The 26,943-nt window shown below is 37.2% G+C and carries 18 protein-coding genes; 8 read left to right on the top strand and 10 right to left on the bottom strand.

What is annotated here, in order from left to right; genetic code table 11:
• The first annotated feature begins 17 nt into the window (after positions 1-17).
• From ACFS6I_RS01065 to ACFS6I_RS01040, 6 genes are all read left to right on the top strand, one after another.
• Positions 18-3,311, top strand: coding sequence for a SusC/RagA family TonB-linked outer membrane protein (locus tag ACFS6I_RS01065; RefSeq protein ID WP_380917502.1), 3,294 nt, complete (start codon positions 18-20; stop codon positions 3,309-3,311).
• Positions 3,312-3,322: 11 nt separating this feature from the next.
• On the top strand, positions 3,323-5,197 hold the full coding sequence (locus ACFS6I_RS01060; RefSeq protein ID WP_380917500.1) for a RagB/SusD family nutrient uptake outer membrane protein: 1,875 nt from the start codon (positions 3,323-3,325) through the stop codon (positions 5,195-5,197).
• A gap of 25 nt (positions 5,198-5,222) precedes the next feature.
• Positions 5,223-5,690, top strand: coding sequence for a DUF5018-related domain-containing protein (locus ACFS6I_RS01055; protein WP_380917498.1), 468 nt, complete (start codon positions 5,223-5,225; stop codon positions 5,688-5,690).
• Between the two features lie 26 nt (positions 5,691-5,716).
• On the top strand, positions 5,717-7,114 hold the full coding sequence (locus ACFS6I_RS01050; protein ID WP_380917496.1) for a Gfo/Idh/MocA family protein: 1,398 nt from the start codon (positions 5,717-5,719) through the stop codon (positions 7,112-7,114).
• Positions 7,115-7,221: 107 nt separating this feature from the next.
• A complete protein-coding gene (locus ACFS6I_RS01045; RefSeq protein WP_380917494.1) occupies positions 7,222-9,039 on the top strand; it encodes an alpha-1,3-galactosidase-related protein in 1,818 nt (605 codons plus the stop codon).
• A 14-nt stretch (positions 9,040-9,053) separates the two neighbouring features.
• Positions 9,054-10,169 carry an acyltransferase family protein gene (locus ACFS6I_RS01040; RefSeq protein ID WP_380917492.1) on the top strand — a complete coding sequence of 372 codons (1,116 nt, stop codon included), beginning with the start codon at positions 9,054-9,056 and terminating at the stop codon, positions 10,167-10,169.
• A gap of 778 nt (positions 10,170-10,947) precedes the next feature.
• On the opposite strand, the gene ACFS6I_RS01035 is transcribed toward ACFS6I_RS01040, so the two are convergent.
• The 10 genes from ACFS6I_RS01035 to ACFS6I_RS00990 form a co-directional block, all read right to left on the bottom strand.
• Positions 10,948-11,511 (bottom strand): hypothetical protein, encoded by a 564-nt coding sequence (locus tag ACFS6I_RS01035; RefSeq protein WP_380917490.1) that lies wholly within the window; start codon positions 11,509-11,511, stop codon positions 10,948-10,950.
• Positions 11,512-11,607: 96 nt separating this feature from the next.
• Positions 11,608-11,874: a hypothetical protein gene (locus tag ACFS6I_RS01030; RefSeq protein WP_380917488.1), complete on the bottom strand. Its 267-nt coding sequence runs from the start codon at positions 11,872-11,874 to the stop codon at positions 11,608-11,610.
• 59 nt (positions 11,875-11,933) lie between these two features.
• Complete coding sequence (locus ACFS6I_RS01025) at positions 11,934-12,203, bottom strand: hypothetical protein (RefSeq protein ID WP_380917486.1); 270 nt, start codon at positions 12,201-12,203, stop codon at positions 11,934-11,936.
• A 722-nt stretch (positions 12,204-12,925) separates the two neighbouring features.
• Positions 12,926-14,599, bottom strand: a complete 1,674-nt coding sequence (locus tag ACFS6I_RS01020; RefSeq protein WP_380917484.1) for an IPT/TIG domain-containing protein — start codon at positions 14,597-14,599, stop codon at positions 12,926-12,928.
• Positions 14,600-14,604: 5 nt separating this feature from the next.
• On the bottom strand, positions 14,605-16,323 hold the full coding sequence (locus ACFS6I_RS01015) for a hypothetical protein (RefSeq protein WP_380917482.1): 1,719 nt from the start codon (positions 16,321-16,323) through the stop codon (positions 14,605-14,607).
• An 11-nt stretch (positions 16,324-16,334) separates the two neighbouring features.
• On the bottom strand, positions 16,335-18,071 hold the full coding sequence (locus ACFS6I_RS01010) for a hypothetical protein (protein WP_380917480.1): 1,737 nt from the start codon (positions 18,069-18,071) through the stop codon (positions 16,335-16,337).
• Between the two features lie 15 nt (positions 18,072-18,086).
• Positions 18,087-19,763, bottom strand: coding sequence for an IPT/TIG domain-containing protein (locus tag ACFS6I_RS01005; RefSeq protein WP_380917478.1), 1,677 nt, complete (start codon positions 19,761-19,763; stop codon positions 18,087-18,089).
• Between the two features lie 511 nt (positions 19,764-20,274).
• Positions 20,275-20,679 (bottom strand): hypothetical protein, encoded by a 405-nt coding sequence (locus ACFS6I_RS01000; RefSeq protein WP_380917476.1) that lies wholly within the window; start codon positions 20,677-20,679, stop codon positions 20,275-20,277.
• Positions 20,680-20,691: 12 nt separating this feature from the next.
• Positions 20,692-21,222, bottom strand: a complete 531-nt coding sequence (locus ACFS6I_RS00995; protein ID WP_380917474.1) for a GNAT family N-acetyltransferase — start codon at positions 21,220-21,222, stop codon at positions 20,692-20,694.
• A 136-nt stretch (positions 21,223-21,358) separates the two neighbouring features.
• On the bottom strand, positions 21,359-22,618 hold the full coding sequence (locus ACFS6I_RS00990) for an erythromycin esterase family protein (protein ID WP_380917472.1): 1,260 nt from the start codon (positions 22,616-22,618) through the stop codon (positions 21,359-21,361).
• Positions 22,619-23,102: 484 nt separating this feature from the next.
• Here ACFS6I_RS00990 and ACFS6I_RS00985 point away from each other — a divergent pair, with 484 nt between their 5' ends.
• A complete protein-coding gene (locus ACFS6I_RS00985; RefSeq protein WP_380917470.1) occupies positions 23,103-23,582 on the top strand; it encodes a hypothetical protein in 480 nt (159 codons plus the stop codon).
• 245 nt (positions 23,583-23,827) lie between these two features.
• A complete protein-coding gene (locus ACFS6I_RS00980) occupies positions 23,828-26,941 on the top strand; it encodes a DUF6493 family protein (protein WP_380917468.1) in 3,114 nt (1,037 codons plus the stop codon).
• Positions 26,942-26,943: the final 2 nt, after the last annotated feature.

Here is a 26,943-nt window from a genome sequence, read left to right as displayed (position 1 = left end):
TGTATGACTTACTGATTATGAAATTAATCGCCATGTTAACACTTTTGGGAACTTTAACCTCTTATGGAGCTGCGTATTCCCAAAAAATAAATCTACACCTGAAAAATGCGCCATTAGCAGAAGTTCTGGAACAAATTAAACAGCAGTCAAATCATGATATTTTTTATAATGTTGATTTTATAGAATCTGTTGGTACTGTTGATGCTGATTTTAGAAATGTAAACTTAGAGGAAGCACTTAATGTGTTAAAAAATAGATATGCCATTTCTTATAAAATCAAGAACGGTATGATCTATTTGTTACCACAGAAAGATTTATCTGTACAAAAACTGACCGTAAAAGGTAAAATCGTCAATGAAGAAGGAGAGCCGATAGCCGGTGCTACGGTACTTGAAAAGGGAACCTTAAATGGTACGACGACAGACGAAAATGGCTTATTTACATTGACGGACTGTAAACCAAATGCGACCATTGTACTTAAATATATAGGTTTTTTTATCCAGGAGGTGAAAGCTGGTCAAAATGAATTATTGATTAAAATGGTTCGCGATGTAGCGGCTTTGGATGAAGTTATTGTGGTTGGTTATGGTAATAGTAACCGTAAGAATATCAACAGTTCTATCAGTACCCTAGATATCGACAATGTCGCTAAATTACCGGTTCAGTCTATCAATGATGGTATTGCAGGTCGTATACAGGGTGTTATAGTAACCAGTAGTTCGGGTGCTCCGGGAGCTAAAAGCTCGGTCTCTATTCGTGGTGCGGGTACACCGCTGTATGTAATCGATAATGTGATTCGTTCTGCTAATGACTTTGTGAATATCAACCCTGGTGATATCCAGAGCTATTCGGTATTAAAAGATGCTGCCGCTACAGCGCTTTACGGTGCACAAGGTGGAAATGGTGTTATTTTGGTAACCACCAAAAAGGGAAAGAATGGGCAGATGGATATCAACTATACATTTAATGAAACGATTTCTCAACCGACTATTTTTCCCAAAAAATTGAGTTCCTATGAGAATTTGAAAACAATCAATGATGTATACAAATTTGAGGGTTTACAGATACCTACTCCGGAAAATATCCTGGAATTTTACAGAACACAGGAAAAGCCATTTGAGTATCCAAATACCGACTGGAGAAAAGTTGGAATGAAGGATTTTGCTTCTGAACAGCGACACGATTTGTCTGTAACTTCTGGAACTGAAAAATTAACTTATTTTGCTTCGGGATCTTACTATAATCAAAACAGTAACCTGCGGACAGATAATAACCATAATAAGCGTATTACCTATCGTTTGAATACGGTGAGTAACTTTAAAGAGGTGAACTTGAAAGTGACTACGGGATTGGATGGTTACGTCGAAGATAATATACTTCCAAGTTCGTCTACGGCTTCTTCTTATGGCGCATTCTTTCAGCATATTCAGCAAAGAAAATCTTCACAGCTTGCCTATAATGAATTTGGTCTTCCTTCGGCAAATACAACGGACAACCCTGCGGTAGAACTATCCGACCAGTCGGGATATTATAAGTTCAATTCGAGGATTTTTAATGGTATTCTTTCCTTAGAATATACAGCTCCTTTTTTAGAAGGATTGACCTTAAAGGCCAATGGAAACTATAACATGTGGAATTCAAAAAATAAATCCTGGAACTTGACTGCTCCCTCTTATGCGAATGGCAGTAAAACACCCATATTGGGAAATCCACCGAATCTAACCGCAACGCGTGGTGATGGAAGTACGCTGTTATTACAAGGTTATTTGCTTTATAACCGACAGTTTGGTAAGCATAATGTGGATTTTACTGGAGTATATGAACAAGCTAAAAATTTAGGCAGCTCGGTATCGGCAACACGTCAGCAATATCAAATATTGTTTGATCAATTTGTGGCAGGACCTACAGTAAACCAACTGGCCAGTGGTTCGGAATCTGAAAGTGGACGTGCGGGTTATGTGGGGCGTCTATCTTACAATTATGATGCTAAGTATTTCGTAGATGCATCCTTGCGTTATGATGGGCTGGATCTTTTTCCAAAACAAAAACAATGGGGTACATTTTATGCCTTTTCAGGTGGTTATGCCTTGTCTGAAGAAAATTATTTTAAAGAGCTGAAAGAGCGTAATATCTTGAATTATTTGAAGATAAGAGGTTCTTATGGTCTGGTAGGTAGTGCAGAAGGAATTACGCCGTTTTCATATGTACCAGGGTACTCCATCAATGCAAATACATGGGTGGTCAATGACCGACCGGTGCAGGGAACTTCTGAGCCGGGGAGCCTTCCAAGTACGATGTTTTCTTGGTATAGTATCCGCGAACGAAATATCGGATTGGATTTCAGTTCCCTTAATAGTCGTTTAAGTGGTTCATTTGATTATTTCTATAAACGTACCACTGGGTATGTGGTAGCAGATACACGTTATGCTGCCACCTTAGGTATTGGGCTTCCTCCTATAAACTTTGATCCGGGAGCGATGCGTAGACATGGGGCGGAGTTTAATCTGACCTGGAATGATAGAAAGGGCGATTTTTCGTATAAACTAGGTGTTAACTTTACTTATTTCAACCAACTGTGGGAACGTAATCCCGGAGAGGATGATGCAGCGCTTAAAAATCCATATACAAGGGAATCCGGAACGCTTAATCTGGGGGTTGCAACGGGATATACCAGTCAAGGGTTTTATCAGGATAATGCAGATTTACTGTATGGTGCCCGACGGATCAGTTCGATCAATGTGATTGCCGGTGATTTGCGCTATCAAGATTTTAACGGCGATGGTAAAATTGATGGCAATGATCAGACCCGTATCGGTAATGCCTCATTCCCTAGAATCAATTATGGTACAACAATCGATCTTGGATATAAAGCCTGGTCACTGTCTGCAGTAATAATGGGTTCTGGTAACAGGGATCGCTATTTAGGTGGAATAATGCAGGGCAGTAATCCTGATAATATGCTTATATACGGATTTCAACAGGACTACTGGCGTACAGACAATACCGATGCGCTGTTCCCAAGGCAGGTATCTACCTCTGGCGTCAATGGCGGAAATAACTTTGTGAGTAGTGATTTTTGGATATTACCGTCTCGTTTTGTGCGCTTAAAATATTTTCAATTGGGCTATGACCTAAAATCACAGTTGCTGAAGAATACAAAATTTAAACAATTCCGGGTTTTTGCGAGTGGTACCAATCTGCTGACCATTTCGAATACGAAGAAATATTTTGTGGATCCGGAATCGGATCAAAATAATGAAAATTACCCGATTCAGCGTACAATTTCTATTGGTGTAAATGTTGGATTTTAAGTTTAATGTATATGAAAAATAATAAAAAGATTACCTATATATCGGCTGCTTTATTCATGTTGACTTTATCCTTAAACTCATGTAAGGATGTGCTGGATACACAGCCTTTTGATAAAGTGGGAGAGGAAGTTATCTGGACAAATCGTGCCAATGCCGAGACGTTTATTTTCGGCACTTACGGTATCATGAATAATTTTAACGGGGGTCCTGCAACGGATGCCTGGACCATGAATCTGATCAGCATGGATGGCACCTATAATGGTGCGGCAAATGTATTTACAGAACGGTTGGACCGAACGTCAGATATGGGGTTTAATAACTGGGCAAATGTACGTCGTTGTAACTTGATTATTCAGAATGTCGGTGCATCTGCAGGGATTAGCGAGGCAGATAAGAAAGAATTGATCGCGGAAGCAAAGTTTTTAAGAGCGATGTCTTATTACCATGTAGCAAGAAGAATTGGTCGGATTGTTTGGATCGATAAGGTACTGACACCAAATGATGAGCTTATGCTGCCGGCGACAAAAAATCCGACGGAATCTTATGGTTATATTATTAAAGATCTGGAAGATGCCGTTGAAGGACTTGCAACTGCAAAAATAAACGGTAGAGCTAATAAATATGTCGCGGCGGCAATGTTAACGGAGGTCTGTTTACAGGCGCTTGCTTATGAAGGTTATCCACAGGCTAATACGGTGGCACCAAACAATCCTTTATTGGCGAAAGTGATCCAATATGGTGAGATTGTGAAGTCTGGCGGATATCAATTGGAGGCCGAATACGGGGCGATGTTCAACGAAGTGAAACCAAATTCAAACGAAATTATTTTTGGGGTTTACCGTAAAGCGATCAATACAACCTGCGATGGAACACCGATGCAGGTGATGATCCCAAATCTGAATAATGATAATATCAAGTTAGCGGGGGCTACTCCATTATTGAAATCTTCGATCCGCATTTTTGAAGCCTGGGGTGATCATGGACCTTCGATGAATCTGACCGATGATTATTTAGTGATAGACGATCAAGATAAACAGAAAGCTGTGCGCTGGTATGAAACTTCGCAGTATAAAAATGCGGTGGATGAACAGGCAACAATTGCGACATCGCTGATACCAAAAGCAGCGGGTGAGTCGGAAGTGAAACGGGGGTCGATCAAGCCCGGTAAAACGGAGACCATCTGGAAAATAACGAATGCAAGTAGGGATGCTCGTTGGAATGCTAGTGTATTGAGTGACTCTTCAGCAGTTTTATATGGCGAAACATTAACTACGGATGTGAAAGGAAATGCGGGGCGCTGGATGAAATTGAACGGTCAGGCCTATTATACTTCCTTGACGAATATGTATTGGCGAAAAGGGGTGTACAATAATGTTAACCCGCGCATCTACGTCGGTGTGCCAACGGATTATCACTATGTGTCTACGCGTTTGGGACGGGTATATCTTAATATGGCCGAAGCTTACTTGTTACAGCAAAATTTACCGAAAGCGGTTGAGTTGTTGAATCAGACACGGGTTACCCATGGTCAACTGCCACCCGCGAAACTGTCAGATCTAGCCACAGCGTGGACAGATTATAAAAGGGAGCGAAGAGTGGATCTTGTTTTAGAAAATGACTACTACTGGAGTTTGTTGCGATGGGGGAGATATGGGGGCAATGCCAATCATGGTTTAGCTTCGGGTGCTACAATTCCTGAATTGACGGCCCTTCCACAGGTGATGGATATGAGTAAGGATAGAAAACATTTTTCAATTGTATCGGGAGCTTTCTTTTCGTCGAATAACGTACGTGAATTTGATGCTTCGAGAAGATATCTGTTTCCTATAGCGCAATCTTTTCTGGATCGTAATCCAAATTTTGGTCTTCAGAATCCAGGTTGGTAAGTTTTAATGATTAAAGATAATGAAAATGAAAAGAATACAGATAATAGGCTTCGCAGCTATGATCCTGGTGCTACTGAACGGTTGTCTTAAAAAGGGATTACCGGAGTATGAAAGCTGGGATGTGAATAATATTGATAATGTTTATGTCGAATACCGCTATGAAAGTGGTAAAATATTGAATGATAAACCGGTGGTCGCTTATCAGCGACTGAATGTGCAGAAGAATGTCGTTGCAAATAGCAATACGATCGAATTGTCTATTGACGTACCGCAAGCGTCTGGTACTTTTACGGAGGAAGTCCGCAATAAGCTGATGCAGAATTATTTGTGGATGTATATGGATATATCGACCGCTGCAAAAATTGCTCCTATAGGTAGTGCTCCTAAATTAGGTGATCCGGTAGATCTAACCAAGGAATGGCAGTACCAGGTTACAGCGGCAAATGGGAATGCTAAAACATGGACAATCAAGGTCGTGTCATTTAAGAAATAATTAAGAAAGAATTTTAAAAAACGATAATGGAAACTTCTCGTAGAGATTTTATCCGCTTGGCAGGTTTGACAAGTTTAGGGATAATGGGAAATAAGTTAATGGCTAATCCCGCTGAGGAAACTTGGACTGATGCTGCAGTACATAATTTAAAATCGCAGAACAATATGTGTGGTTTTGCTGCGCCAAAGCTTGATGTGGTGCGGATTGGATTTATTGGCGTGGGAAACCGGGGTGCTTCTGCTGTTTACCGGATTGACCATATTCAGGGTGTGGAAATTAATGCCATCTGTGATATCAGAAGAAGCTATGCTGAAAAATCTGCCAATGGAGTAAAAGGCGGTAAAAAGCCTGCGGTATACGCGGATAAGGAAGAAGCGTGGAAGGAGCTCTGTGACCGGCAGGACATCGATCTGGTTTATATCTGCACACCTTGGTCTTTACATGCGAAAATAGCGATTTATGCCATGAAAGCAGGTAAACATGTGGCGATCGAAGTGCCTGCTGCCACGACAGTGGATGATTGCTGGGCGTTGGTGGAGTCATCGGAGAAATATCAAAAGCATTGCATGATGCTGGAAAACTGCTGCTATGATTTTTTTGAGCTGATGACTTTAAACATGGCTCGACAGGGGCTTTTCGGAGAAATTATCCATGGTGAAGGTGCTTATATACATGATCTGCTCCATGAAAATTTTGGAAAGAACAGTTATTACGATATGTGGCGGTTAAAGGAAAATTTTAAGAATGGTAATCTTTATCCAACCCACGGGTTGGGACCGATCTGTCAGATCATGGATATCAATAGAGGTGATAAAATGGAATATTTGACATCCATGTCTTCAAAAGATTTCAGTATGGAACCTCTTGCTAAATCATTGGCGGCGAAAGATCCATTCTATGAACCTTTTGCAAAACATACTTATCGTGGTAATATGAATGTGACGACTATCAAAACTTTTCAAGGTCGTACAATTGTAGTGGAGCACGATGTGTCCAGCCCAAGACCGTACTCACGTATCCATCAGATTTCTGGTACAAAGGGCATTGCACAAAAATGGCCGGAACCGGAGCGGATTGCTTTTGGACATGATTGGATCTCTTCTGATGAGATGAAATGTCTGGAAGAACAATTTAGACCTGAAATTGTACAGAAAGTGGGTGAGATGGCAAAAAAAATAGGTGGACATGGCGGTATGGATATGATGATGGACTGGCGGTTGATTGATTGTCTGCGGAATGGTCTACCGCTTGATCAAGACGTATATGATGCCGCTTTATGGAGTGTAATCGCCCCATTAAGTGAGCAATCGGTTAAAAAGCGCTCTGATTCAATTGATGTGCCTGATTTTACAAGAGGAAAATGGAAAACTAATCTTAAAATGGAGCTGACATTAAAAGGTGGTGGTACCACATCATTTAAATAAGTCGGACGCTTGTATGGCGCAATAATATGTAGTGATCGTATCCTTGGCCTATGACCAAGGATACGTTTTTTTAATGGATTTGTTTTTACTTAAATAGGATTAATGATATGAAAATAAGTTATTTGTTGCTGGTGACTGCGCTATTTGTCAATAATGTACTCCAAGCACAAAAGAAGATCGACGTAACCGAATATGGTGCTATACCTAATAGTTTCTCGGATGCGACATCTGCAGTACGTAAGGCTATCGAGGCAGCTCGCAATGAAACGAGTTCGGTGATTAATTTTCCGGAAGGGAGATATGATTTTTGGCCAGATCAAGCGGAAGAGCATGTTTACTATATTAGCAATACTTCTACTGAGAAAGAATATCCGTCCAAGAAGCAACGGGCAGGTCTTTACTTAAAGGGAATGAAAAACATCACCATCGAAGGCAACAATGCTACTTTTATCTTTCATGGAAAAATGATTTCCTGGATTTTGGACAACTGTGAAAATATCCGGATTCAAAATGTTAAAATCGATTATGAGCGACCTGGTATGTCTGAACTTACTATTGTGGAGGCAACTTCTCAGTATGTGATCGGAAATGTGCATCCCGATGCTAAATTTGATATTATCGATAATACCTTAGCATGGTACGGAGAAAAATGGGTGAGCAAAAACTTCCACGCAATATTGGTGGATACGGTAAAGGGTATTAATGTATACAGCAGCTGGATACCTTTTAGAAATAGTAAAGCCCAGATCATTGCACCTTTAAAAGTGAAATTCACCGGTGATTTTTCAAAGTTTAAGGGGAAATCTGGTGATATCTTAACGGTTCGGGATACTTATCGCGATTATGTGGGGGCATTGGTCTATGAGTCGAAGGATATTGTGCTGGATCATGTTTATATGCACTATATGCAGGGATTAGGTATTGTCTCGCAGTTTTCTGAAAATCTACATTACGATCATGTATATGTCGAACCTGCTATGCATAGTGGCCGCGTGATGGCTTCTTCTGCCGACGGTATGCATTTTTCTGGTTGTAAAGGGGAAGTTATCGTTGATAATTGCCGTTTTAAAGGTATGCATGATGACCCCATCAATGTGCATGGAACACATTTAAAAGTGGTTGAAGTGGTATCGACAACGGCATTGAAGCTTCGATTTATGCATGGTCAAAGTTATGGGTTTATGGCATTTCATGAAGGAGATACGATCGGATTTGTGCAACCGGCAACGCTTCAGGTTTTTAATGAGGGCATTATTAAAAAAGCTTCACTTGTTTCTGAAAGGGAGATGCTGGTCGAATTGGATAAACCCGTTTCTAAAGCTGTGCAAGTGGGTACTTTTCTGGAGAATATAACGGCTACACCTACGGTAACGATCAGAAATTCTCGTTTTGAAAGAACGAATACGAGAGGAATTCTGGTGACAACCCGTAAAAAAGTGATCATCGAAAATAATGCTTTTATAGGCATTGGTATGCACGCCATTTTAATTGAAAATGATGCATTGGGTTGGTTTGAATCTGGTCCGGTACAGGATGTCACGATTGAAAATAATTTATTTGAAAACTGCGCTTATAATTCTTATCCAGGAAATTATATCATTCAGATCTCTCCGCAAAACAGTGCATTTTTACCTAATTATTGGGTGCATAAGAATATTAAAATAGAAAATAACCACTTCAAAGTCTATGATTATCCGGTCTTGTCGGTAAAAAGTACAGATGGATTATTGTTTAATAATAATAAGATTGTGAGGACAAATTTTATGAAATCGGGCGACAAGCGAGCTGAAATCCAATTGATAGGCGCTAAAAATGTTACCGTTAGAAATAACGATTTTGGGGGTGCAGATGCGGTGATTGAAATTGAAAAAATGTCTAAAAAAGATGTCAAGACGGATCTGAAAGAAATAAAATCGATAAATTAAATAATGGGATGGATATGCTTTCAAATAAATCAAATCGTTTAGAATCGTTAGATGTACTTCGTGGGTTTGATCTTTTCTTACTCGTTGGTCTGCAACCTATTTTAATTGGTGTCGGACAGGTTTGGGATAATATTTATTACCATAGTTTATTGCGTCAATTTGATCATGAAATATGGATCGGGTTTCGTTTTTGGGACCTGGTTATGCCCCTGTTTTTATTTATGACAGGGATAACAATTCCGTTTTCTTTGGATAATAAAAAAGGATTACCTACCGGGCCGATCTACCGTCATATTTTCAAACGGTTCTTAATCTTATGGATCTTAGGTATGGTGATGCAGGGGAATCTATTGTCCTGGGACTGGCAACAGTTTAAATTATATTCCAATACGTTACAGGCGATTGCGATGGGCTATGTCGTAACGGCAATTCTATACCTGAATCTGGGGATTCGTAAGGTCGTTATGATCGCTATAGTATTACTGATCGTATATGCTATACCTTTTTTATTGGACGGGGATTATTCGGCGCAGTCGAATTTTGCGATTAAAGTGGATCGAATGCTTTTGCGCGGATTTATGGATGGTGCGTACTGGAAGAATGGAAATGCTATTTTTTCTGATCAATACGATTATAGCTGGATATGGAGCAGTTTAACTTTTTCGGTAACCGTTATGATGGGGTGTCTTGCTGGGAAGATGATGAAAACTGGGATAAAGACTAATCCGAAACGTGTTTTTTGGCATTTAGTTTTGACGGGGGTTGTTTGTCTGGCGATCGGATTATTATGGAGTTTACAGATGCCGATTATAAAACGGATCTGGACAAGTAGTATGACGCTCTTTTCCGGAGGGATCTGCTTTTTGATGATGGCTGTGTTTTACTATATTATCGACCTGAAAAAAGTTTTGAAGCCTTTCCAATGGCTGAAGATTTATGGCATGAATTCAATCGTTGCTTATTTTTTAGGGGAGATGATCAATTTTAGATCTGTCGTACATTCTTTGACTTATGGTCTAGAAAATATGCTGCCGGCTTATAAACAACTCATTTTGACAACAGGTAATTTTACACTTGTTTTTTTGATCTTGCTAGCATTTTATAGAGCACGCATTTTCGTTAAAATTTAAGTTTATGGCTTTCCATTGGTAGGTATTCTATAAAAATTGATGGCTCTGGAGATACAGAAGTTAGTTGTCTGACTAGTCCATTGTTAGTTGAAATCAAGGAGAAAGCAGTAGTTATTAAATCAATCACAATCTTTATTGGTACTAAAAGGGTAGCGGTATGTTATCCTTTAGTTTAAAGTCAAAAGGGCCTAATTTTCATTAGACCCTTTATCTTGACGTTTTGATGTACAGTAATTTTTTTTATGTTTCTTATCGTTTCCTCTTTTTTGTTTCGTCATCCAAAAGTTTTGGGTGCATTTGGATTTAATACTGTACTACGTCGATTTATTTTCTGCTTTATAAAAAGCAGGTTTGCTATAGTTTTCAATAATAAAACAACTGTCTCTGAAAAAAGTTCATAAAAAAAATTATTTATAATGCTTTTTTATATAAAATAATCCCTCCATATTCAATTTGAAATGGCAGGCGATTCATGCTCCTTTATTTGTCTGTCATCACTTTATTTAGGCGGAAGTTCAAGAATATTCTTCTTTTAAAAGTTGTGTGTCGTTGTCATTAGAGATGTTTTATTACATCGCAATAAATTGTATATTAGCTATTATGACTGACGGAAGTTTTGATTTATTACTATTTAGCTTATGGCCGTTTATCGGCACATTTTTAAGCATTGTGGTTTGTTATTATGTGATAAAAATACTTATAAGGGTACTTAAGTTTTTTATACTTTAATAATGAAAAAATGTCTATTTGATGGATGATTCAATTAACTTGAACTCAATTACATCTTTATTTTCCATTTTATCATTGCATATTTCATAATAAAATCTTTAGTGAAACCTATTTTCTCATCCTTTGTGCCAAGGATATCTATACTTGCAGCAACTATTTCCTTTGTGTTATTGTTTAAAAAGTAAATGCAAATAATGGGAGATGAATTGTCAAAATAATAACCGGCTTGAATTACTGTACTTCTCATAAAGCCAGTCACTCGATCTTCTAAATCTGTGTCTTGAAAATACCAGTCAATATCAGATTTAATAATTTGATCAATAGTGCGGTTCTTAGTATTAAGATTTTTATTAGTAATGGATAGAAAGCCTTTATTAATGACACCCTTCAATTTGTAGTCTATTTCAAAATAAGCTGTATTGCGCTGTAATGGGCCTATTAGTATTGGATCTTGATCTATTAGAGGCCCAAACCAATCCCTATGTATTATTTTTCTGGCCCGATCAACTTCTTTCGAAGTCGTATATGTTGTTTTTATGCCAATAAATTCCTGGGCGTTACAAGTTGTCAATCCCACTAAAGAAGAAATTGTTATTAGAATAAATTTATTCATTAATCTATTTTTGTTAAATTAATTTTTACAAATAGCATCGTATATAAAAACAATTGTGAGTAATAACAAAATTTGAGAACATTATAGTATTGTTTCCTATTCTGCTGATGCTTTATTCAGCGCCCCATCAAATGCATTTAGCAGCATTTGTAATGATGGTTGTAGTTCCTCTTTAGGAATGACTAGTGGCTTTTCTGCTAACTTTTTAGGAAATGAGATTTTATTTTTAAATTCGGGAAGCAAATAGTTTATTTTAGCTTCATCAAAGTCATTAATATCCATAAATTTCCAGCCAGAACTTGCGTTTTCTTTTATAGCCATTAAATTGGTGATACCAATAACTATATTATCTTTACCAGGCATTCGCATTACAATGATCTGAGGAATGAATTTATAATTGATAGAGCCTAATTTAGCTACATTTAATTTATTACACTGTCCAACTTTGCAATATCTGTCCTTTGGGAGGAAAAACTCTGTTTTAACAGTTTTATCGCTTTTTCTTTACCTCCCATAGCTTTTACTAATCGGGGTGATGTGTACTTTATAAGTTCAGTAGCATTCTCAGTCAAATTTGCTTTTACCATCTTTTCTAATGCGCTATTTAATGCTGTATCTTCTTGTGCATAAATTTTAGCTTTGCCACTTAGCGCCAAAATTAAAAGCAGTAGTATTACCTTGATTCCTTTCATATCCAAAAGTATTACAATATATTCAGTATTTCAATACTAGAAGCCCATTCATAAGTCTAGCGCGAGAATGCTATGTGGTTCTTGTCGTTCGAGAAATAAACGTGTAATGGAGGCTAATACGAACTTACATAGAAAATCAACGTATGTTTAGTTTTTGTATGGTTATCAATATGAGAGAACAAGATTAAAATATAATAGCCAATTACTACAGTGGCTATTATAATTATTAATCAAATGGATTAAGAGGCGAACCTCCACCTCCTGGATTTACATGCTTTGATACTCCAATAGCTCCATTACCACAACAGCAAGACAAGTAGCGGGAGCTACCCGAGCAGTGTTTTTAGCAGGAATCGGTGCATTAGTAGCTGAGCAGTAAACTTAATAAATATTTGAAATATGAAAAAGGAAATCAATACGAGAGGGGTGATCATCCGTGCTTTCTTAATCTTTGTGGTATTTATGTTAGTCGGCGGTTACCTCGCATATATCGGGGTATAGAAGGTCCTCATATCGTAATTAAATCATTGCTAATGGTAAGACTATGTGGGATCTAATCGGGTTTATCACAATGAGATACTTTTAGAAATTGATAGAGCATGTATCGAACTCTTTGGCTTTTCAGTAGAGGTAAGATCTGATAATGAAAAAGGAAGCTCCACGTATGATCATAACGTGGCTTCCTTTTCATTTGTTTAAATTGTTATCAGTTCCTTTTGAAATTAGATGATTTCAAAATCATCAGTAGACCTGAATTCTTTCCCATCTACGTAAAAACTGATCTTTGTCTTACCTCTTTTAGAAACGATTGGGATAATGAACTGTGCTTCACCATTTTTTACGAATAAAGGAGTGGTTGCCATTCCTCCGATACCAATCTGATAATAATTGGAATTTAGTCCTTTTGCTTTAATAGTGACCAGATCTCCTGGAGCACCTTGGGTGGGGTAGAAACTTTTTATTTCTATGCCATTGATTTGTATAGCACGGGTGTCGATAATGAATGGATTTCCACCATAATTTGAATAACCGATTTCAATCATATTTTTACCTTTTGCAAATTGAAATGGGCATGGAAAGACTAAATCTCCAGAAATGGGTTGGCCAAAATAAACCTGCTGCCCACCAAGCGATATGGTATAAACCTGGTTAGGTAGGAAATTCCCTTTGATTCGGATGGGGTCTTCGTAGTATCCTTCGCCAACGTCTACACTATTAATCTTTAACTTTTGGACGGTTAACAACTCGTTGATTTTTAATTCGCCATAGACATCACTGATAAACGAAACGGGATATTTTCCATCGGCTACTTCTTCGATCCGAAAGCCTATATTTCCTTCAAATAGATTCGAATCGAAATAGCCTGGAGCATTTCCGATTTTAGCGGAAAATTTGGAGTTGAGTAAATACTTGTCATAATCAAATCCTGTAATATCGGTATGACCATGTGGATGAATGATTTTGTCTAAAAAGGATACCCGGCTCATATCAGGTTTTTCAAAATCCCAAGTTTCTTTGAGATAAATCGTATCCTTACCCCAGATATAACCCAGCTTATAGGAACTTCCTTTTAAGTCCAAAGTACTTGGGTAGATTTCAGATTCAAATCGAAGCACTTTATTGTTGATGATGATCTTGAAAGAATCATTATAACGTGGTAATGCTGTGGCTTTTAATTCGATCGGTTGATAGAAATAATGCGGGCCTACTTTTGGGGGTAAAAGCCGAGCAGCTATGGTTAAGTCACACAGATACTGCGTAAACTGTTGTTCCTGTATGTTTTTGGAAAAGCTGACACGTATTTTATCACCATGATAAAACTCCTTATTGGGAATGACAAAGGTGAGTTTTTCTTTTTTTGCATCCAGTTTATAAGCGACATCTAACGCAGTATAACTAGTACCTAAAAGTAACTTAAAGCTTGCGTCTACTTGATGAAAATTTCCCGCGATTGACATCGTATCGCCAATGGAACTATATCTAACCTTTGCATTGTCTACATAAATATCATTTACGGTAAAATATACAGGATTGCCTTCATAAGTTTTTTGATCAGTTTTTAAGTAATATGTGCAGTTATAACCCTGACCAATTTCAAAATTACCCATAAGGGTGTGTTTCACAATACCTAACTCAGGTTTGTTGCCTAAAGAAATTATTTTTGAATCAGAAGAACGCAGCGTTCTGATAATAAAACCATGATCCAAAACGGTTTCATCATTCAGATATCCTATTTCACCATATAAGGTGACCTGCGTACTTTTGAGTTCTCCAGCGTCGAGGGTCTGTACAGTAATTGCTGTTTTATCGATGATTATTTCTTCAGGTTTGCAGGATATTATTGTTGCAACAATGATGAATAAAAATTGATATAGGAGTTTTCTATTGAAGTTCATCGCGCTTATTTTTGGATTTCGATTAAGTCTTTTGCTTCTATTTTACCATATTCTGTGACCATGGATAACTTGTACTTTCCTGCTGGTATATCATCCCAGAAATAAAGATATCCCGATTTTTTATCTTCATTTATACTCGCATGGAGTTGATAATTACCGAGATAATATTTGAAAGATGAATACAAACCTTGGCCAGATATACTGATCGTGTTTTCTGGTTTTTTGAGCATGGAGGTTAAGTTTTTTAGGGTTGGTGTTAAAACCTCGATACTTATTTCCTGTGGTGCATATATTCTTTTAAGCGACGATGAAAGGCCATAATAGATTTTGATCTTGTATTTGCCTGGAGTAATATTTGGAACCAGAAAAGCTACAGAACCATTACTGATCATGGCGTGATCAGTCATATCAAAGTTTCCAAATACCATTCCATAACCAATATGATCATAAAAATTGCCTTTTACCCGAATGGTATCGCCGGAATAAAAGCTGTTTTTATTAATGCTGTCCCAGTTGAATTTTTTTATGGTCAATTTTTTACTGCTGCTGACTTTGCTTAGCCCGCCAACAAGATTTAGGGCGTAGTTCCCTTCTGCTGTGTTTTCAGGAACATGAAGATACAATAATTCCTGACCTTGGCTATAGATCGAAAGAGGAAGCTTTTGTTCTCCCAAGGAAGCCTGTTCGATCTTTAAATTAAAGTATTTATAAAAATCAAGGCCATCCACAAACAGGTCACTGTAAGGGTGCGTGTGCTCGCCACGTATATTAATCAAATCTCCCGACGGCTGTTGTACTGTTAATGGTTTATCGAAAATCACACTATCTCGACCATTTACATATCCAAACTTAAAGCTATTTCCGCGTAGGTTCTCAATTTGGCTGAGATATAGATAGTTGCCATAATATTGGATCCGGTGTCCGTCTACCAGTAGAAACAGGTTTTCCGCATAGTACTCAGGGAGGCCCAGACCAGTGATCGGGATGGTTTCGTTAAAGGCATAGTTGTATTTACTGGGTGGGTTAATTCTAGCAACGACCTTGATTTCAGTTAATTGCTTACTATAGGTGTACGGCATACCATTGATCGCTTTACATAAGGTGATCGAAAATTTTTGGTCTTGTGTAAAACCACTTTTTGGCATGGTGACTAGGAGTGTCGTATGGTTATCTTTAAAAGAGTATTCAAGTCGCTGTCCTGCTTCTGAGTTGATACTGAGGTAGTAAGTTTCCTTAAATTGCTTAAAATTCCCTTTGAAAGATAGCGTTTCACCGAGATAAGCCAAAGTTGTTTTTTCTGTTTCGACCTTGATGTTATCTAGTGTAAAATGCATAGGTTTACTACTGTAATAGCCATTCTTTGTTTTGACATAAAACTTGTAAGAATAGTAATTGTCGATATCAAAGGGTTTTTCAGAATTATAGGTGTAATTAAGCGTCTTATCAGCCCCTAGTTCCTTTGGATCAACGGCAATCTCTTTGTTGACCGTTCCGCCCGATGCTGATTTTTCAGAAAGTATAAATCCCATGGCCATTATGGGTTCCTTATTGATTTGATCAATCTTGCCAGTAAAAGTAATCTGCGATTCATTATTAATCGTGATTGGCATGGAGCTGACTTCCATGGGAGCTATAAGGATCTCTGTTTCTTCAGTCTTTGAGCAGGCTATAGTAAGCAAACAGCTGCTCAGTAATAATAGGAAGATCTTGATGTTTATTTTCATTATATATACCATTATAAAATTTCAAAGTATCCTTCAGGCTGGATGATTTTGTTATTAGCACTTACAATGGATAGCTTGACTTTACCTTTTGCATTGAATATGGGTATAATGATAGTTACCTCATCGTCACTTTTTACCTGTGGATAAAGTCTCATATTGCCGATCATATAATCGACAGCTAGACCGATACCTCTGCCTTTGAGTTGAACGACCGTGCCGGGAGCACCAGAGCCTGGCGAAAAGCTGTCAAAAGTGATTTCATTGCTTTTAAATGGTATCTCCTTGTTATGGAAATAAAGTTCCGCTCCTTTGTCTTTAGAATACACATAATAGGCAATTTTTAGTGTAGATCCTTCGCCCATAAAAGACTGTGCTTTGAAGCGTAATTTGCCGTCTTCTTGGCATATGATTTCAGCATATTGATATTCAGTAGCATAGATCATGTAACTGAATCCTTTGATAAAATTACCGCTTAATGTTACATATTCGCCGACATAGGCAGTTTTTTTGTCAATAGACTGCCAGTCAAATTTCTTCACGACAAGCTTTTGTTTACTGTCTACTTGATAAAGATTGTTTTTGATCTGAAGGGTATATTCGCCTTCCGGAATATTTCTAGTCGTGAAAGACATGGGATTATAATCATAGGAGATCAAGTCTATTGGATGCCCACCCAAATTAGCACTGCTCTTATCTGGCTCGAAATAAGTATAAAAGTAAAAACCATTGACAATAAATAGGGTATTGGGATGTATGGCGGTAACTTCGAAGGAAAGTTTGTTGGCATCAGGGCCAATTACTTGATACATATCGGAGAATACCAAAGAATCGCGGCCATTTTTATATCCGATCTTGAAAGTGGAACCTTTCAACTCTTTGAGGGTACTGATATCTATTTCAGATTGATAAGGGACTGTTATATTGCCGATTATTAGTTGTAAAGTTTTGTCACTTTCCCATGAATTTGGGAGTGCAGTTCCGAAGAATCTCATTTTATCTCTAAAATTGTAGGTTTTCTGTGCTGGTGGTTCGATTTTTCCTAGAATACGAATATTTGCTACCAATTGGCTGTAATTGTTTCCATCGGAATATCTTTTTTCTAATTTAATTTCCAATTTTTTTCCATGCTGGAGGTTGGGAAGATGCGGAATCTTAAAAGATAAAGCCTTTTTGTCGGCTGATATGCTATAACTTATGCGGACAGTTTGGTCAAGATACGTTCGTAAAAAATAATTGCTATCCAGCATGGAGAAGTCCCCCTGAAGCTGAATGTTTTCACCGGCCATTCCCATAAATTCTGAAGGACTTCCTAACTGTAATTTATTAAGTTCAAAAGCATTGAATTTACCCTTTATAAATGTATTTTTTGTTTTGACATAAAAGCAATAATAGTAGGTTTGATTCATTTCAAATGCCGCTGTCGGTTTGTATGTATAACGAATTTTTTGTTCGTTTAACTTTTGGCCAATGGGGATTTCCTGTTCTGCACTTTTTACTTGTTGCGCATTGATCGCATAAACAATGAATCCATATTCAGTGATTTGATCTAGGCTATTTTGATTTTCCAATGAAGCATTAAAGATGATCGAATTCTTGCTGATCGCTTCAAAAGCACCAGTAATCGCTACTGGGGGAGTTGTTGGTGTCGCAGTTTCCCCTTTTTCTTTGCTACAAGATGTGAATAGAAAAAGTATAACCATTAGTTTATAGATCAAAGGATATCTGGCGATGAGTTGAGAAAGTGTCATAGTTGGTCTTTTCAATTATAAAATTTCAAATGTTTCCTTACTCTGTATCCACTCATGATCGAATTGGACATCAAAGTGTGCTTTTCCTTTATATATAAATCTGTTGGGAATACTAATCTGCGGTGCATCAGCATTACCACCAATCACATCGACATATTCACCTCCTAGTAATATCCGGCCATAACCTATACCTTTACCTTTTAAGGTTATTATATCTCCGGGCTTACCACTTTTTGGAGAGAAACTTTCAAAAGTTGGTGCAAGTACTTCTATCGTCAGGGCGGACTTCACGCTATAGGTTTTACTATTCATGTCTTGATAGCTCAAGGTAATGGGGTGTTTCCCTGGTGCTACGCCTGGAATGTCGAATGTTACTGAACCAGCTTCTGCAATACTTTCACTATATTGATAATTTCCTAATTGGATAAAATATCTTTCCTTATTGATGAAATTACCATAGATGGTGATTTTTTGACCATAATAACCTTTACTCAAACTGAGTGATTTAGGCTTTAACGATTGCACCTGTATTTTTTCCTTACTGGTATAGTTGAAGAATGGGCTGTTAATGATAAGCGGATAACTACCATCGGGCACATCACCGATCTGTATCTGATCATTGCCCGTCCAATGTGCATTATAGTACGCCTCTTTATTGCCTACAGTGGCCACGGACATGTGATAAAATCGTGTCATATCTAGACCTGTAGCGGCCATGGTCCCACCCGGATGTACAAAAGCTTGTCTTAATTGAACGTCTTCTGGACGAGGTGTTTTAAAGCGAATTTTCTCTGGAAAGATAACAGTATCTCTCCCGTTAAAATAACCAATCCGGTAGGATGACCTTGGTTGTTCATAAATAAGGTCAAACAAAGCCAGTTCGTAAAAGTAGGGTACAAGTTTGTCGCCTATGATAATATACATTTTATCGAAAGGACCTGATGTTGCTGAGGGCCCGCTAAGACGGAGGTAATCATTTAAATAAAATTCATAATGAGTTGGTGGCTCTAAAGTCCCCAAAATTTTAACCTCCGCGATGTTTAGGTCGTGATCAATAGCTGTATTGCCGGCTTTAGGTCTGAAATAGATGGATAACTTTGTGCCATGATTATATCCGGACGGAATTTCAAACTGAATACTGTTTTTATTACTACTGATTACATATTTGATTTCTTTGGGATCATTATAATTACTATACAGGATATAGCCATCAGTGATCTTGGCAAAATCACCATTGACGGTTATTTTTTCTCCTACTGTACCTTGTAGGTCGCTTTGGTAATCAATGAAAATAGACGATAAAGTTACTCGAATAGGTTCACCATAATAAGTGCCTAGGTTTGTTTCGACGTAAAATTTATAAGTAAATGAACCAATCGCTATTAATTCTTTTGACGGGTCTATTTTTTTAGTGATTTTGCCTACTTGGATGGTTTTACCTAATGAAATTTTATTCTCGAGAAATTGATTCTGGGTATCAGCAAGCATGATAAAACCATGGTCTTTGATCTGTTCATTATTGAGATGTAATGCTCTTCCTGAAAGTACAATCAGTTTTCGGTTTGCGGCATCGGGAACCAACGTTTCCAACTCAACTGGGGTATTAGGTTCCGGTTGAGGTTTTACTTCTTCTGATTTGCTGCAACCTATGATCATAAATAGGCTGAATAAATAGACATATAAGCTTTTCATGTGTGCTATTAGGTTAATTACTTAAAGTTAATCGCAATTATTTTAAACCAGCTTTCACTTAATGACATAGGTGTATTAAGAACTAAATTGAAAACATTGTATTGATTATTTTAATACTTATTTTACTAAAACTGAGACTACTTTTCTACTGGCTACTTCAATTGTTGCACAAAGATAATATTATTTTGCAGATTGTAAACTTGTTTTTAGAGACGTAATAATAAACCTCAACTGCCCAATGAAAGAACATGATATCAATGCATTAATATCTTCCTTAGGGAATGGAAGTCTATGCTAGGTTGACGTAGATTCAACCATGTTTGGTAGTGACATTATCTTTTTATAATATTTGTTTTCTTCACCAAGGTGAAAAGGAAGTCTTGTTCCGTTTAAGAAAATATGTTTATGGTAATTGGTTCTTTAGATCCTGTAAATATTCTATTCTATTTTAATAGCTCTAAAAGCTGTATCGCTACAAAGTAAAGTGCAGCGATTAACGCTGTTTGACCGATCACTTTAGATATTTATTCTTTTGCGTGCTATTAGTTCTAAGGATATCTAAATTGTTTAGAAAAGCTACGAGTGCAATTGCGACGAGGATACTTTTACCGTTAAAAATAAAAACCAAACAGAAGGGAAGTAGTGCAATAGCAAAATCGTACCACCTAAGTTTTTCTACTATGTTGTGCTGGATCTGATCGATTTCTAGGGCATGGACAATACTCGGAAAGTCATTTTTTGGATAAGCCTTTAAAATTTCTCCTGATTTAGTAGGAATTAAAAAAGGTTTTCCTTTTTCCTTTGATCGCTCCATAGGTACATCGTCTTTGTATAAAGATTTTTCGCCAAACCAAGTTGAATATTTCATTTCAAAGGTTGACTCTGGAAAGTTGGGTAATGTAAATTGGTATTTCATATTTAGTTATAATCAGTTTTGCTTCATGTTATATGTATAAATCACATTGTCCGCGTTATTTTCATCAATCACATCATGCAGTAAGATAAATCCATTCTTTTCTAGGAGTTGGCGAGACTTTAGATTATCTCGAACTGTCTTTGCCTCGATGTGGTTGAGCTTTAAAGTGAAAATAGCATAGTTTAAGATCAGCTTTATTGCGCTACTCATCAAACCTTTGCCCTGAAATTCTGGTAGCAGTGCATAGCCCAGCTCTGCGGAATTTTTTTCAGAATTAATTCGCCAGAGTGTAATTGTACCCGCAAATTGTTGTGTGTCTCTCGTGTTGATCGTAAAGTAATGAGTTGTATCCATTCGCTCTTTAATAAATAATTGAATCTCTTCGAGCGATTGGGTTAAATCACGTTTCATAAATTTATTCACCTCAGGGTCCGTCCGGAGTTTATGGATATTTTTAGTATCAGTAGTGTCTATATATTTTAAAAAGACATTGTTCAAAACCATGTGTTGGTTTTTCTCATTAGATTTTGTCTCTATGCTCATGTCGTTAATTTTTCTAAAGGTTAAATCACGATTATTTCCCCATTTCAGACTTCTTTTTCATTTATCAGTATTTGTAAAGGAACCGTATCCCTCTAAAGCATGCTCTTCATATTCATTTCACAGTTATGTCAGCCGTTTATTGAACTATTGTCGTTTTTACCATCTCATTATTAAAAATAATGCCGTCAAAATAATGGGGCCACACTTTAGATTCTTCCATGTATCCAAAAGGTCTTGCCACCTGTTCTGTGAGTAACCATGAGCTTTTATTTAAATTTCTTATGTTCAAAAAGAAGTTCTGTTTACCGGTTTTAGAAAATAGATTTTCTAAAGTATTCTCTTTAGCTGGGGGGATGACCTTATCTTTTTTCATTCCAATAGTGCCCCAATTGCCGTAATTGGTCATAAATGCAATGGAATACATCTTACCGTTATATTTTTCAAATAAATAGTCTCCAGTAGATTTTTCGGAGGCAGTATGATAATTCCTTGCAATATGTCTACTTGCTGCCCAAACTATTATTTTTTTGCCTGGATACCTCTTCTCCTTTAACCATATAATATTATCTGCCATGATGGAGTCTCTGGTGTTCATAGAAAAGTTGTTATCAGTATATTTTCGCGAAATTAAAACTGGAGTAACAGCTACTTTGTTTTTTAGAACCTGTTTTAGTAAATCAATATCTGAAGAGGACTGATTTTCTAACTGGCTTAAAAATCTTTGTGAAGTCTTTATAAATTTATTAGATAAGGTGAGTAAATCGGTTTCTTGAATATCTTTTGGCAAGTTGTTCAGATAAGCCGCTAGATAAGAGTAGAATGTGAAATAGTCATTCTGTTCATTCTGATCTATAAAACCAATATTCAGTTTTTTTAAGGTTAGATATAATTCAACTGGGAAATCATTTCTGTCTATTTTAGAAATCTCCTGATAATCCATACCGGATACAATAAGCGGATTTTCAGATTTTGATGATGTATTGATGTACTGAATTAAAGGTTGCACTTCATTTGTCCAGGACCAATGTGGATATGTTGATCCCCTAAGATCTCGGATAGGATTGTTAGAGACTAAACTGTTTTGGAAAGATTTTTCAGCTAAATATAGACTACTTTCAAAGACAAGAACATCAAAATTCATTTGATCATGTAGAAATCTGATGAGCTGCCCCTTTGTTTTAAATACTGTACCATCCCCATGAGACTGTTCCCCTAATAATACAATTTCGGCATCTCCAATAATATCTTTCAGGGCTTTTGGGTTATTGGTCAGGTTACCAGCTGTATCGATATTGAGATCGATAATTTCCTTTTTTAACCAGTTGATTTCTTTTTTTTGAGCCAGGCTGAAGTTGCTGAAAACTAACGAAAATATTGCAACAATAAAATATTTCATAATTATAGGACATTGATAAAACTAAAATAATGTTTTTAAGTGACATTTTTTTATTTATTTAATTCTAAAGATCTGCATATACCCTGTGGCTAGCAACATACTTTACAAGTTTAAGAGTGGTTAGATCTATGAAAAAAATTAAGTGTTATTATGTCTTTGATTAATATATTATTTATACATTTTTTATAAGTATCCGTTAGTCGTGCATGCCGACAATGTCAAAAAAATAATTAAGACCGCTTGCTTTTTGCTATAAATGTATCTTCGTTAATCATGTTTCGAAATTGCTTAATGTAAAATATTGGAAATCTTATTCTGTGGAGAGTATTTTAAGAGTCCACTTCATGTGTTTAAGAAAAAAGAATGGAGCCTAAAATCTCAATTGTAGTGTAAAGTCTAATGCATGCTATGATTCAGTTAAATAAATTTCATGATAAGATGTAGCTTTATTGATCTATATTACGTTTAAATCAAAAAACCTTTAATGATGAAAAGCCTATTTTATTTTTCTTCCATTCTTTTCCTTTTTAGCTCTTGTGCTAAAGATGATGATCTTTATTATTCATTTGATACAGAGATAGGACTGGAAATAAAAAACAAGGTCGGAAAAGACCTGTTAGATGGTGACCTTAGGGTTGAGAAAATAACACTTTCAGGTAATAATAATGAAGGAGAGTCTCCAACGGGTGGACGACTTACGCCGGACACTCCGCCAGTAGATAGTTTTCAATTGAGAAAAATAGGTGCTGTCAATTCGCTACATCTTACATTCTCGCCAATTTATAAAGAATCTATTATTATGGTGAAATGGAAAGACATACCGAAGCAGGATACCCTGCGGGCGGAACTGTACAATAAAAATAATACCGTGTACCCGAGAAAAATATACTTTAATGGAAATGCCGTTTGGACAGAAGGAGAAAAGGGAAGTAGAGGTGCGATTAAAATAGAAAAGGATATTTAGTTTATACATAGCCTGTTAATTTGGTTTTGTGATTCGAAAAACGAACTAATGATGACGCTTTTTTTACCCTCTTAAAGTATAGGTGAAACAGTTGCTTTGTGTCGGCATATTTTCTGGTATATATGATTTCAATAGCTTCAAACGCACGTTTTCTTTTCTTTAAAATTTATATTTGATGTTTAATCTGTCAAAATTTTATATATTTAGTTTTGACAATAAAGGTTTAACAATTCGTAAAGGCAATTATGTTTAAGCATCTAAAATTCATTGACGGTACATCTGATAAATTCTGGGAAATACAAACAAACGGTGCAACACATACAGTGACTTATGGTAGAAATGGTACTGCTGGGCAATCTAAAGATAAAACATTTGATAGTGAAGAAGCGTGTCTCAAGGATGCGGAGAAGCTTATTAATGAGAAAACTAAGAAAGGATATTCGGAGGACGGCACAGTAGAAGTAGCGCCACAAGTTACAAAAGAGGGAACTGTGCGGAAACCTAACGCCTCAGCGCAGCGTAAAGAAGAAGCGGTGAAGCGTATTAAAGAGCTCATCAGTAAAGGCAGTGTATCTGATATTATTCCTTATCTGGAAGAATATGTAAGTGGGAATCTAGAGGTTATTAAAAAGGAGATTCGTGCTGCCAAACGCTATTGGGTTGATTATGTGGATCTCTCCAAAGATCCTGTTTTTAAGTCGAAAGCGCAGTATGATTGGGGTATACGCGGGACAAAGGGGCAGCAACGAATGGTCAAATTATTGGCTTTAGCGACCTTTAGTGGTTCGGATGCTGCTAGCTGGGATGTATTTATCGAATTAATTAATCAAGTGAGAAGCCCGGAAGTTGACCAGATTCTAACGTATGCCAAACCCAATTGGCTGACACCATATTTGCTTCAATACGTTCGTAAAAATACGTGGCAATCTGTTGATTATGATACTTTAAGGTACGCGGAAAGTAAGGGGTTTCTGGAATTTGAACCGGAGGTTTACGCAAATTCGATGTCAAGACTCCATAATCCATCAGCTGCTTTACTGAGCTTCTTTACAACGGATGAATTGACCATACAGCGCGATATTCCACTTGTTTTTGATTATGAAACACCGATCCATACGGTTTACTCTAATTATAGGTATGAAAATCAGGTCAATGAACTGACCTGGGATAAGATATTTGATCAATTGCTGGCCGATAATAAAATTGATAAAGCGTTTATTTTAACAAGTGCGTTGGAGGTTCAAACCAAAAATTGGAACATTAACCTGAAGAGTTATTTTAGAAAATTGATCGATCGGATAGGCGTGGATGAGAAAATGCTACTGGAGCACCAGGAGTTATTTTTTCCCTTGCTGCATGCCGAAAATAGTGCGGTGATCAATTTCGTCGTCGATACTTTAAAACCTTATTTTGCACATGCTGACTTTAGGTTGGAAGAATTTCTAACCTGGTCTGAGGGTCTTTTTATGCGCAATGATATTAAATCGGCACTTAAAACACTGCTGGTACAATTTGATAAATTGCTTAAAAACCGCCCCGAAGTAAAAGAACAATTTATCCTTCAGGCGGCCGATATCTTTATGGTCCAGGATCTGCAATTGCAGGATCGAGCGGCGAAATTTATATTAAAACATCAGAAAGATCCGATAGAAGCGCTTACAGAAAAACTTACGCTTTACAGTGCGCAAATGCTGGGAAGTATTCCTACAGATTTAAAAAATTTAATGGCGGCATCCAGCTATACTGAACAGGAAATCTTAAGTGAATTATTGATCAGTACCGGAGAGGAATATGTTTTTGATCCAGTGAACGAAAAAAAACTCCATCAACCTATTACTTATCCTGCGAGTTGGAATGATATTTTGTTTAAGATAGGAGAGGTCATCGGTAGTACAGATGCCGTTCAGATGGAAATATTGATGAATGCCTGGGTCTTGCAAAGAGCGAATTTTCCGGCGGATTATAAGGAACAACTGGAGCCCTATATCAATCAGCTTAAGAAAGTTTACCGGGAATCGCAATGGTTTCAGCACTTTTCGGGGGTATTTTTAAATATGTACTTCCAGCCGAATAAGATCTATCAGAATACGGATCGATACTCAAACTATTCCAAATGGGCGAGTATGATCGGAGAGCAGTTAACACAGCTACAGCGCCATATCGCAAAAGAAATTCAATTGCCTTTATTGAGTTTACCGACGCATGAACCTTTTTGGATTGCTCCTCAAACAGTAGTACAGCGTATTTTAGATTATCAAGATAAAGGCGTAGTCCTAGATTTATTGGATCTGTCGATCGCTTTGAGCCGCACCGTTCGGGAAGATCTGGATGGTGTTGTACCGCTGATCGATCAGGTAAACGACAGTCAGGTCAAAGCAGTCTTGACCTATGCGTTAGGATTTGATGACGAACTGAAAATTGAAAAAAAATCATGGGTCAAAAAGCTTTTATCTTCATCCGATAATGCGCATGTGGGCTGGCTGGGTGTTTGGGCTACTGTTGCCCGGACGCATTATCCAGAGGCTGTTTTTCCGGAATTTGAAGATGAAAATTTGAAAGACATACCCTTTGCCGTAGCGCCCTTCCAACCGGAGCTTACGTTTACACCTTCTTATTATCAGGGATATAATTATGAGACTAAAAAATCAGAAATGGTGTATGATGGTGAAAAATTAAGTTTTCACTTTCCAAACTTCAAACAAGAGCCACACACCTTTATCTACCATAAGGATATTTATCAACGGGGCAAGGACAGTTTGCATAGTTATTATCTCTATAAAGATGATATCTCTTACATGCATAGTGTGATGCCTCAGAATACTGAAAGTCTTTCTTTGTTTCTGACCTTGGGGTTAGCGGCTAAATGTGATCAAGGTGGAAAGACACCGATCGGCTATTTGCAGGAAATGATGTATGATTTCTTTAACTTTGATCGGCAGTCGGTGCTATTTTTAGCGACTTCATGTTTTAACAAAGAAAAAGAAGTACGAGCCATGGCTACAGAAGTGCTCATCACGGCCATCGATAGGCATCGATTACCGGTTCAGGATCTGGGATATTTTCTGGGCATACTGATGAGTCATACTTATGGTCCATTAGGAAGATTAGAGGAGGTTTTGGGGCAATGTCGGGATATCTCATCTAAACATAATAATGCTTTGATACAGGTGATCAATCAGATGCTCCTGAATTACACTATAGGTGAAAAAATGCCGACTAATTTCAAGAAACTGATCGAACTATATTATGATCTGGTACATAAGGAAAATCAGGAAATTTCCGTTGAAATGAAGCAGGTATTTGAGAAATTAATGGTTTTTAAATCATTACAACCGATATTAAAAAAATTAAGCAAATAAGA

The sequence above is a fragment of the Sphingobacterium anhuiense genome, assembly GCF_042686355.1.
In the GTDB taxonomy this organism is placed as follows: domain Bacteria; phylum Bacteroidota; class Bacteroidia; order Sphingobacteriales; family Sphingobacteriaceae; genus Sphingobacterium; species Sphingobacterium anhuiense.
This window is presented reverse-complemented; position numbering and strand designations above follow the sequence as displayed.